Below are 10,104 nucleotides of genomic sequence, written 5' to 3' on the forward strand. Positions count from 1 at the left end.
GTGCCCGCTACCGCGCCCGGCGTCGAGAGGGGGGACGGTTCACCGGGTGCCGCTGAGCCGGGTCGGGCGCAGGAAGTCCCGTACGTAGGTCCGCTCCCAGCAGGCGCCCGTCTCGCGCAGCTCGCGCCAGGTGGTGAAGCGGTAGCGGAAGAGGCGGGCCCGGATGAAGCGGGGCGGGGCGCCGGGCGGGAAGGGGGAGCTGCGCAGCAGGCGCAGGGTGTCGCGGTCGTCCTCCAGCAGCTTCTCCACCAGTTTGCCGAACCAGTCCCCGGCGTACGCGGGCGACAGCGCGGCGAACCACATCAGCCAGTCCAGCCGCAGATGGTAGGGCGCGAACTGGCGGGGCCAGCGGCGGGGATCACCGGGTTTGCCGTGGAACTCGTACTCACGCCAGTCGCCGTCCTCGCTCGGGCGCTCGTCGTCGGTGCCCTCGATCACCACCTCGTAGCGGTGCCGGCTGACGCTGCCGAACGCGCCGTAGGTGTTGACCAGGCGCAGCGGGTCGAAGGAGCGGTTCATCACCTGGCGCCGGGAGACCATGTTCAGCACCGGGCGGGAGCTGAGCGCCAGCAGGACCACGCCGAGGGCGAGCACCAGCACCTCGTACCAGAGCGGCGCGGCGGGCACGGCGGGCGCTTCGGCGGGGAGCCGGAGCGCGGACAGGGCCAGCACGATGGTGATCCAGTTCAGCCAGGCGAAGTTCCCGGAGAGCACCAGCCAGAGCTGGGTCACGATCATCAGCGCGGCGGCCGCCGAGGCGATCGGCTGCGGGGTGAACAGCAGCACCGGGACGACGAGTTGGGTGATGTGGTTGGCGGCCACCTCCACTCGGTGCAGGGGTTTGGGCAGGTGGTGGAAGAACCAGCTCAGCGGGCCTGGCATCGGCTGGGTCTCGTGGTGGTAGTCCAGACAGGTCAGCTTGCGCCAGCAGGCGTCCCCACGCAGCTTGATCAGCCCCGCGCCGAACTCCACCCGGAACAGCACCCAGCGCAGCAGGAACAGCACCACCACGGGCGGCGCCACCTCGTCGTTGCCGAGGAACGCCGCCAGGAAGCCGACCTCCAGCAGCAGGGTCTCCCAGCCGAACGCGTACCAGGTCTGCCCCACGTTCACGATCGACAGGTACAGCGCCCAGGGCACCAGCCACAGCAGAATCCCGGCCCACAGCGGCAGCAAGGAGTCCGCCCCCGCCAGCAGCGCCGCCGACACCGCGCAGCCCGCCCAGGCGCACCCGGCGAAGAAGCGGTCCGAGTAGTACGCGTGGAACAGGCTGGGCGACTCCTTGAAGGGCACCCGCGCCAGATAGCGCGGTACGGGCAGCAGCCCGCGCTCGCCCAGCAGCGGCCGGAACTGGCGTACCGCCACCAGGAACGCCACCAGGTAGAGCGCGGCGAGCCCGCGCTGGAGCACCAGCCGGCTCAGCCAGTAGTCGGGGGCGGTGAACCACTCCATCGCGCTCGCACTCCTGACTCCACGGCGGCCGCCCGGCCGGGGCCGCTCCCCACCCGTCGCGTCCGCCCGGTCTTCCGGGTACCGCGCCGCCGGCCCGCATAACCCGTGCGGGCCGGGCGGGCACACCCTGCCACGCCCACTCGAAGATTCGGACATTTGCTGGCAAGGTGGCCCCATGGCTGATCGGGGTGCGAGTGCCCTGTCACTCCCGGAGAACCGGCCCGCCGACCTGGACACGATCCTGGCGCTCAACCACATGGGCAGCTTCGACTGGGATCTGGACGCGGGCCTGTTCCACATGGACGCGGGGGCTCACGAGATCTTCGACCTGCGCCCCGAGGAGTACGACGGCCGGGCCGCCTCCCTGGCCGTCCGGGTCCCCCCGCCGGACGCGGCCCGGCTGGACGCGACGGTCGCCCGCGCCATCAAGGACGGCAGCGAGACCTACGGCGCCTACTTCCGCATCCGCCGCCGCGACGGCGCCATCCGCTGGGCGCACAGCCAGGGCGCCATCCGCCGTGACGGCTCCGGCCGCCCGCACCGGGTCGTCGGCCTCGTCCGCGACGCCACCCGGGAACTCGCGGACAGCCCCGCCCGGGCCCCGCGAACGGCGCAGGAGGAGGCGTTCCGTCAGCAGGCCGGCATCGTGGAGGCCGTCTCCGCCGCGCTCGCCCACGCCCGCAGCGTCCAGGACGTCATCGACGCCCTCAAGGACACCCACGGCATCCGCCACCTCGGCGCGGCCAGCGTCGTCATCGGCCTGGTGGAGGCCGGGCGCATCCGGCTGGTCGCGGAGGGCCCCACGGAGAGCTTCGTGCCCGGCACCCGTATCACCCGGATCGACGAGCCCTACCCGATGAGCGAGGTCGTGCGCACCCTCGTCCCCCGGTTCATCGAGTCGCCGGCGGAGTTCGCCGAGGAGTACCCGATCCTCTGGCCGCACATCACCGAGCTGCACATCACCTCCGCCGCCTACCTCCCGCTGATCGCCCAGGGCCGCCCGCTCGGCGCGATGGGCCTGCTCTACAGCGACCGGCGCGGTTTCTCCGCCGAGGAACGCGCGGTACTGGTCGCCCTCGGCAGCAGCATCGCCCAGAGCCTCCAGCGCGCCATGCTCTACGAGCAGGAGAAGGACCTCGCCCAGAGCCTCCAGCAGGCGATGCTGCCCCGCACCATCCCCAGCGTCCGGGGCGCCGACGTGGCCGTGCGCTACCGCGCCGGCGCCCTCGGCCGGGACATCGGCGGCGACTGGTACGACCTGATCCCGCTGCCCGGCGGCCGGGTCGGCGCCGTCATCGGAGACGTCCAGGGCCACGACACCCACGCCGCCGCCGTCATGGGCCAGCTCCGGATCGTGCTGCGCGCCTACGCCGCCGAGGGGCACACCCCGGCCACCGTCATGGCCCGCGCCTCCGTCTTCCTCGACGAACTGGACACCGACCGCTTCGCCACCTGCCTCTACGCCCAGGTCGACCTCTCCACCGGCGTCGTCCAGGCGGTCCGCGCCGGCCACCTCGACCCCCTGCTCCGGGACGCCGACGGCACCACCCGGCGCCTGGACCTGGAGGGCGGGCTCCCGCTCGGCCTCTCCGCCGAGTTCGGCCGCCTGGAGTACCCCGTCGCCACGCTGGAGCTGGACCCCGGCCACACCCTGCTGCTGTGCACCGACGGCCTGGTCGAACAGCCCGGCGCCGACCTGGACGACGGCATGCGGGACCTGGCGGAACTCTTCGCCGAGGGCCCGGACGACGTACGCGAACTCGCCGGGCGCCTGATCGCGATGGCCGAGGAACGCGGCGGCGAGGACGACGTCGCCCTGCTCCTGCTGCGCCGCCGGGAGCCCGAGGAACCCGGAGCGCGCGGCCGGCTCCGCCAGCACGTCGCCCCCGGTGACTCCGACGCCCTCACCCGCGCCCGGCACCTCATCGGCGCCGAGGTGCGGGCCTGGGGCGCCGGGGAGCGGGCCGACGAGATCGAACTCGTCGCCGACGAACTGATCACCAACGCGCTGATGCACACCGAGGGCTCCGCGACCGTCACCCTGCGCCTGACGACCGGCGGCGAGCGGCGGCTGCGCGTCGAGGTGGAGGACTCCTCCAGCGCGCTGCCCCGCCGCCGCGAACCGCAGGACGACGGCGTCTCGGGGCGCGGGCTGCTCCTGGTCGACATGCTGGCCGACGCCTGGGGCGTGGAGGCGCGCGGCGGCGGCAAGGCCGTGTGGTGCGAGTTCCGGACGAACCCGGACGGCTGATCGCCGCCGGTCACCGCGGCCCACCGGTGGCACCCTGGACACATGCCGGAACTGCCCGAGGTAGAAGCGCTCAAGGACTTCCTCACCGAGCACCTGGCCGGACGCCGGGTGACCCGTGTGCAGCCGCTCGCCATCAGCGTGCTGAAGACCTACGACCCGCCGGTCACCGCCCTGGAGGGCACGGAGATCACGGCCGTGCGCCGGTACGGCAAGTTCCTGGACCTTCAGAGCGACGGCGGCCTGCATCTCGTCACCCACCTGGCCCGCGCGGGCTGGCTGCACTGGCGCGACCGCGTGCCGGACGCCCCGCCCCGCCCGGGCAAGGGCCCGCTGGCACTCAGGGTGGCACTGGAGGGCGGCGAGGGCTTCGACCTGACGGAGGCCGGCACGCAGAAGCGGCTCGCGGTGTACGTGGTGCGCGACCCGGCCCAGGTGCCGGGGATCGCCCGGCTGGGCCCCGACCCGCTCGCCGACGACTTCGACGAGGAGCGCTTCGCGGGTCTGCTGAAGAGCGAGCGGCGCCGGCTCAAGGGCGCGCTGCGGGACCAGTCGCTGATCGCTGGGGTCGGCAACGCCTACAGCGACGAGATCCTGCACGCGGCGAAGATGTCTCCGTACAAGCTCGCCGCCTCCCTCACCCCCGAGGAGACCACCCGCCTCTACACCGCCCTGCGCACCACCCTCACCGACGCGGTCGAGCGCTCGCGGGGGATCGCGGCCGGGCGGCTGAAGGCGGAGAAGAAGAGCGGCCTGCGGGTCCACGGCCGTACCGGCGAGCCCTGCCCGGTGTGCGGGGACACCATCCGCGAGGTCTCCTTCAGCGACTCCTCGCTCCAGTACTGCCCCACCTGCCAGACCGGCGGCAGACCGCTGGCCGACCGCAGGCTGTCCCGGCTGCTGAAGTGACCCGCGCCGGTCAGTGGGCGGGCAGGGTCACCAGCCGCTCGCCCTTGTCCGTGCGCACCTCGTAGTGGTCGATGTCGTCCGGGTCGAGCGAGGAGCCGGCCGTGGTCGCGGTGGTGCCCTCGTCGTGCGCGCCGACCGTCCAGCCGCCCGCCACCTGCTCCGAGCCGTCCCGCCCGACCACGATCAGCCGGCAGGAGTGCGGACCGGCACTGTCCCGCACCTCCAGCCGCAGCCCGCTGCCCCAGCGCTCGCCCTCGGTGGTGACCCGCGCCCACACCCCGGTATCCGGATCGGTCGCCGCCGTGACGCGGGACGCGGGCTGCCCGTGCCCGGCGAAGGCCATCACCGCGGGCCCGGCCACCGCCAGCACCACCGAGGCCGCGAGCCCGTAGAGGACTCTGCGGCGCCGGGCGCGGTGGCGTACGGTGATCTCGCCGAGCAGCCGGTCCAGCAGCCGGGGGCCGGGCTGGACCAGCGCGGGCACGAAGGCGGGCGTGGCCTCCCGGTACAGCATCAACTGCCGTGCCGTAGGGCCGAATTCGGTCGCGTCGGTCGCGCACCGGGGGCACTCGGCGAGGTGGTCCTCGAAGCGGAAGGTCTCCGCCTCGTCCAGCACGCCGAGCGCGTACGCGCCGACGGCGCGATGCCTTTCCAGGGACCTCATGCCGAATCCTCGTGCCTATGGGTGCGGGTGGGGTTACGCGGTGCACCCATTGGTACGCACCGGACGCCGGAATCACTCAAGCCGCACGCAGAAACCCGATGGGGATTCGGAGCGGCCGGGGCCCCGGATTGGTCCGAGTTCCAAGTGGCCGGAAAACGTGCTGGGTCAGGCGCCGGAACGGGCTCAGAACAGATGGATGGCCAGGTGTCCGAGCGGCAGGCCGAGCCGCCAGGCCGGGGTCCACACCTTCGGCCCCTCCTCCTCGCCCCGGGCCGCGCCGCCGCCCGGCACCGCGTCCAGGTCGGGCGCGAGCAGTTCGGTCTCCTCCAGCCAGCGCCAGGCGTCCCCCGCGAGCGCCAGGTCCGGGTCGGGAGTCTCCGACGTGGCCGCCTGTGCCGTCAGTTCGGCCATCCGGCCGCCGACCCACTCCCGCCACGGCTGGTCGTACGCCGTCAGCGACAGCCAGGTCTCCAGCTGCGAGACGACCCGGACCCCGGAGAGTTCCCCCTCGGTGTCGGACAGGAAGACGGTGAGCGCCAGCGCGTCCCGGCCCGCCCGGAACTCGAAGGACGTCGGTGGCATCAGATCGCCGGTGCGCAGCAACTCGTCGGCGATGTACTCGGCGTAGAACCAGGCCATCGGGACGGTGAGTTCACCGCCGCCGGCGCCGCTCGTGTGCTCGTGACCTCTGTGGAGCATCCCTGCCTGCCTTCCTCCGGTGCGTGCGCGTCGCCCGAACCCGGCCCCCGCCCGGAACACGGATGAGGACAGCTCATGGCCCCGACGGGGGCCACGGCAAGGCGCTTTACCGAGGCTTGACCAGGAGCCCGGTTTCACCGCAGGTCAGTCGCGTATCCCGGAAGAACCTGGCGCAGGGCGCGCAGTGCGTAGTACGCGCGGGACTTCACGGTACCGGGTGGAATGCCCAGGATCTGAGCGGCCTCCGCCACGCTGGCCCCGCGGAAGTACACGAGTACGAGTACGTCACGGTGGTGCGGAGTGAGTGTCTTCACAGCCTCGCGCACATCGAGCGCGGCGGCGGCCCGCTCGGCGTGGTCGGCCGTCACGCGGGCGTTCTCCGGCACCTCGTCCACCACCTCCGGCGGCCGGGCCCGCCGCGCCCGCCGGGCGTCTATGGCCAGCCGCCGGGCGACGGTCAGCAGCCAGGGGCGGGCCGAGGCGAAGTTCTCGGCGTGCAGCGCCTCGGGATGCTGCCAGGCCCGTACGAGGGTCTCCTGCACCAGGTCCTCGGCGCGCTGCCGGTCCCCGTCGCTCAGCCGCAGCAGCAGCGCGAAGAGGGGCCGCCCGTGCTCCCGCGCCAGTGCGGCGAGTTCGTGCTCGGCGGTCGTCGTCCCTGGGGCAGTGGTCCCGGCCGTCATGGCCGTATGGCAGCGCAGCCCGCCCCCCGGCGACACCCCGCGCGCACGCCGGTGCGACGGGCGGTCGCCAGGGCTCGGTGAACGGTCGGACGAACGGTCACCCGGCGGCCCGGCAGCACCGGATGGGCTAGGGGCTGTTTGCGCGGCTGGTCAGCTTCATACCCATATGCCCGTCAGAGCTTGTCTGTCAATACGACAAGTCCCCTCCGACAACCCTGGGGTGAGTTGATGATCGGACGCAGGCACCAGGTGGCCCTCGCGCTGACCGCCGTGCTCGCGGCGGTGGCCGCCTGCCAGCATCAGGACCGGGCCGGGTCCGGCCACGGGCGGCCCGCGCCGGGCGCCGGGAAGGGCTTCACCCTCGTCGCCGCCGGCGGCGTCCAGCCGTACGCGTCCGCCGCCGACCGGGCGGGCTTCGACGCCTCCGGCGGGGGACACGACTTCCGCCCCATGCTCGCCGGGGCCGGCCCGGCCGTGTCCGGTGCCGACCTGGCGCTGTGTCACCTGGAGCCGGTCCAGGGCGCCGACGGCGACCCGGCCGTCGCGGCGTTGCCCGCACTGGCCCAGGGCCTCGCCGCCACCGGCTACGACAGTTGCTCCACCGCCTCCCCGCAGGCCGACGGCGCCGGGATCACCCGCACCCTGAACGCCCTCGACCAGGCGGGCGTACGGCACGCCGGGACCTCCCGCACCGACACCGAGGCCCGCACCGTCACCCTGCTGCGCGCCGGCACCGCCAAGGTCGCCCATCTGTCGTACGCCTACGACACCACCGGGCAGTCCGCCGCGGTGGACCCGGCCGACGCCGGCCGGATCGCCGCCGCCGCGCGGGCCGCCCGGAAGGCGGGCGCCGACGTGGTCGTGCTCTCCCTCAACTGGGGCTCCGCCGGGCAGGACGCCCCGGACGCGGGGCAGGTCACCCTCGCCAAGCAGCTCACGGCCGCCAAGACCGGCGGGCGCCCCGACATCGACCTCGTCCTAGGCGACCACGCGCACGTGCCCCAGCCGTACGAGAAGGTCAACGGCACCTGGGTGGTGTACGGCATGGGCGACCAGATCGCGGACGGCGGCGCCGGCACGGGGGAGTGGCGCGGCAACGAGTCCACCCTCGCCCGTTTCACCTTCGCCCCGCCCGCCAGGCCCGGCGCCCGCTGGGAGGTCAGCCGCGCCGAGTTCCTGCCCCAGGTGTACGACCTCGACGCCGGCCGGGCCATCGACGTGAACCGTGCCATCGCCGCGGGCGCCGACCTCGCCGCCACCCGCGACCGGGTACGGAACACCGTACTGAGCCGGGGCGCGGCCAAGGCCGGGCTCACCATGGGGCAGTGATCACTCGGCGGGCGGCCGCCGGGCCAGTACCGAGTGCCGGTAGGAGTAGCCGAAGTAGATGACACAGCCGATCAGGAACCAGACGGCGAACCGCACCCAGGTCTGCCACTCCAGGAAGGTGACCAGCCAGAGCGAGAACAGCGCGCCGAGCGCCGGGATGAACGGCATCAGCGGGGTACGGAAGCCGCGCGGCAGGTCCGGCTGCCGGTAGCGGAGCACGATCACCGCGACACAGACCACCACGAACGCCAGCAGGATGCCGATGTTGGTCAGCTCGGCCGCCTCGCCGATCGGCACGAACCCGGCGATGGCGGCCGCCCCGACGCCCACGATCCAGGTCACCCGGGTCGGCACGTGCCGGGTGGGGTGCGTCTTGGCGAACCAGCGCGGCAGCAGCCCGTCGCGGGCCATCGAGAACCAGACGCGGGTCACGCCCAGCATGAAGGTGAACATCACGGTGAGGATGCCGATGATCGCGCCCACCGCGATCACGTCGGCCAGTCCGCCGAGACCGACCGACTTGAAGGCCGTGGAGAAGCCGCTCTCCGGGTCGATGTCCTTGTAGTTCTGCATGCCGGTCAGCACCAGGCAGGCCGCCACGTACAGCACCATCGAGATGACCAGCGAGTAGATGATCGCCTTCGGCATGTGCCGCTGGGCGTCCTTGGACTCCTCGGCCGCCGTCGACATCGCGTCGTAGCCGAACACCGCGAAGAACACCGTGGCCGCGCCGGTGAAGGCGCCGCCGATGCCGAAGGGGAAGAAGGGGTGGTAGTTCGCGGTGTTGATGTGGAAGAAGCCCACCACGATCACCAGCAGCACCACCAGTACCTTCAGCGCCACCACGGACGTCTCGAACCGGGCCGCGCTCTTCATCCCCAGGTTCAGCAGCCAGGCGATCAGCACGCAGAGGATCGCCGCGAACAGATCGACCCGGTGCCCCGAGCCGGTGCCGGGCGCACCCAGCATCCACGCGGGCACGTCCGCCCCCGCCTCCTCCACCAGGAAGCTGAAGTAGCCGGAGATGCCGATGGCGACCACCGCCACGATCGCGGTGTACTCCAGCAGCAGGTCCCAGCCGATGAACCAGCCCACGAACTCGCCCAGCACCGCGTACCCGTAGGTGTACGCCGACCCCGCCTTCGGGATCATGCCCGCGAACTCGGCGTACGACAGCGCCGCGCAGGCGCTCGCGAAACCGGCGATCAGGAACGACACCACCACCGCGGGCCCGGCCTTGCCGTTGGCGACCGTGCCGGCGAGCGTGAAGATGCCCGCGCCGATGATGCCGCCCACCCCGATCGCGGTGAGCTGCCACAGGCCGAGCGAACGGTCCAGACCGCCGTCGGCCGCCTCGGAATCCTCGATGTGTGCAATGGGTTTGCGACGGAGAATCCCCTCACCCGAACGGATCTTGGCCACACGCCTCACCTCTTCCCCGACGGCAAACGGCTGACGGCGGATCATGATGGCTCAGGGGTGGCGGGTTCGGAAGGAGCCACGCACGATTGCCTCAGGCCACGGCCCAGTCCGGGACCCAGGTGCCGGAGGCGCGCCGGGCCTCGGAGCCGCCGGTCAGATGCGCGCGCAGGGCGGCGAGGGCCGGGTGGGCGTTGGCGCGGTCCCAGATCAGGGAGTGCGGATAGACCGGCGTCGGTCCGGTGACCGGAATCCGCCGCAGATCGTGCCCGGCTGGCCAGGCGAGCCGGGGGTGCTCACCGATGAAGGTCGCCAGTTCGGGTGACCCGGCGATCCGGTCCAGCATCGCGGCGCTGCCGAAGTTGGGGCCCGCCGAGTCGATGGTGAGCCCGAACTCCGCCGCCAGCGAGGCGTAGTAGGCGGCCCACTCGACGCCCTCCACGATGCTCGGCATCCAGATCCGGTGCCCGGCCAGCTCGGCGGGGGTCACCGAGTCCGCGCCGGCGAGGGCGTGCTCCGGGCCGGTGAGCAGATGCAGCGGCTCGTCCAGCACACGGGCGCTCGCCAGGCTCTCGGGCAGCGGCCGCCCCGGCATGCCGACCGCGCGGAAGGTCGCGTCGACCCGGCCCGCCTGTACGGCGCCAACGGCGGTGTCCGCGTCGAACAGCGTCACCACGTCCAGCTCCACCCCCGGATGCGCCTCG

The 10,104-nt window shown here is 72.9% G+C and carries 9 protein-coding genes; 3 read left to right on the top strand and 6 right to left on the bottom strand.

What is annotated here, in order from left to right:
• Window positions 1-39: 39 nt before the first annotated feature.
• Window positions 40-1,452: a lipase maturation factor family protein gene (locus tag GT030_RS30830; protein WP_161203904.1), complete on the bottom strand. Its 1,413-nt coding sequence runs from the start codon at window positions 1,450-1,452 to the stop codon at window positions 40-42.
• 175 nt (window positions 1,453-1,627) lie between these two features.
• Between GT030_RS30830 and GT030_RS30835 the strand changes: the two genes are divergently transcribed.
• The gene (locus GT030_RS30835) at window positions 1,628-3,703 is read left to right on the top strand and encodes a SpoIIE family protein phosphatase (protein ID WP_161203905.1); all 2,076 of its coding nucleotides are present in this window, start codon (window positions 1,628-1,630) and stop codon (window positions 3,701-3,703) included.
• 42 nt (window positions 3,704-3,745) lie between these two features.
• Window positions 3,746-4,609 carry an Fpg/Nei family DNA glycosylase gene (locus tag GT030_RS30840; RefSeq protein ID WP_161203906.1) on the top strand — a complete coding sequence of 288 codons (864 nt, stop codon included), beginning with the start codon at window positions 3,746-3,748 and terminating at the stop codon, window positions 4,607-4,609.
• A gap of 10 nt (window positions 4,610-4,619) precedes the next feature.
• Here GT030_RS30840 and GT030_RS30845 read toward each other — a convergent pair whose 3' ends face one another.
• The 3 genes from GT030_RS30845 to GT030_RS30855 all read right to left on the bottom strand — a co-directional run bounded on the left by GT030_RS30845 (window position 4,620) and on the right by GT030_RS30855 (window position 6,652).
• Window positions 4,620-5,273: a zf-HC2 domain-containing protein gene (locus GT030_RS30845; protein WP_161203907.1), complete on the bottom strand. Its 654-nt coding sequence runs from the start codon at window positions 5,271-5,273 to the stop codon at window positions 4,620-4,622.
• A 183-nt stretch (window positions 5,274-5,456) separates the two neighbouring features.
• On the bottom strand, window positions 5,457-5,972 hold the full coding sequence (locus tag GT030_RS30850) for a hypothetical protein (RefSeq protein ID WP_161203908.1): 516 nt from the start codon (window positions 5,970-5,972) through the stop codon (window positions 5,457-5,459).
• Window positions 5,973-6,106: 134 nt separating this feature from the next.
• On the bottom strand, window positions 6,107-6,652 hold the full coding sequence (locus GT030_RS30855; RefSeq protein ID WP_161203909.1) for a sigma-70 family RNA polymerase sigma factor: 546 nt from the start codon (window positions 6,650-6,652) through the stop codon (window positions 6,107-6,109).
• A 228-nt stretch (window positions 6,653-6,880) separates the two neighbouring features.
• On the opposite strand from GT030_RS30855, the gene GT030_RS30860 reads away from it, so the two are divergent.
• Window positions 6,881-7,981, top strand: a complete 1,101-nt coding sequence (locus GT030_RS30860; RefSeq protein ID WP_161203910.1) for a CapA family protein — start codon at window positions 6,881-6,883, stop codon at window positions 7,979-7,981.
• On the opposite strand, the gene GT030_RS30865 is transcribed toward GT030_RS30860, so the two are convergent.
• The gene (locus GT030_RS30865; protein ID WP_161203911.1) at window positions 7,982-9,403 is read right to left on the bottom strand and encodes an amino acid permease; all 1,422 of its coding nucleotides are present in this window, start codon (window positions 9,401-9,403) and stop codon (window positions 7,982-7,984) included.
• Between the two features lie 91 nt (window positions 9,404-9,494).
• Window positions 9,495-10,104 (bottom strand): substrate-binding domain-containing protein (locus GT030_RS30870; RefSeq protein ID WP_202460771.1); only part of this gene is annotated, 610 nt, incomplete at its 5' end.

Source organism: Streptomyces sp. SID1328, from assembly GCF_009865595.1.
GTDB lineage: Bacteria > Actinomycetota > Actinomycetes > Streptomycetales > Streptomycetaceae > Streptomyces > Streptomyces griseoluteus.

What these genes read in the sequence shown, in the direction of transcription:
- GT030_RS30830 (WP_161203904.1), bottom strand. Translation starts at nt 1,452, where the DNA reads ATGGAGTGGTTCACCGCCCCCGACTACTGGCTGAGCCGGCTGGTGCTC.
- GT030_RS30835 (WP_161203905.1), top strand. Translation starts at nt 1,628, where the DNA reads ATGGCTGATCGGGGTGCGAGTGCCCTGTCACTCCCGGAGAACCGGCCC.
- GT030_RS30840 (WP_161203906.1), top strand. Translation starts at nt 3,746, where the DNA reads ATGCCGGAACTGCCCGAGGTAGAAGCGCTCAAGGACTTCCTCACCGAG.
- GT030_RS30845 (WP_161203907.1), bottom strand. Translation starts at nt 5,273, where the DNA reads ATGAGGTCCCTGGAAAGGCATCGCGCCGTCGGCGCGTACGCGCTCGGC.
- GT030_RS30850 (WP_161203908.1), bottom strand. Translation starts at nt 5,972, where the DNA reads ATGCTCCACAGAGGTCACGAGCACACGAGCGGCGCCGGCGGCGGTGAA.
- GT030_RS30855 (WP_161203909.1), bottom strand. Translation starts at nt 6,652, where the DNA reads ATGACGGCCGGGACCACTGCCCCAGGGACGACGACCGCCGAGCACGAA.
- GT030_RS30860 (WP_161203910.1), top strand. Translation starts at nt 6,881, where the DNA reads ATGATCGGACGCAGGCACCAGGTGGCCCTCGCGCTGACCGCCGTGCTC.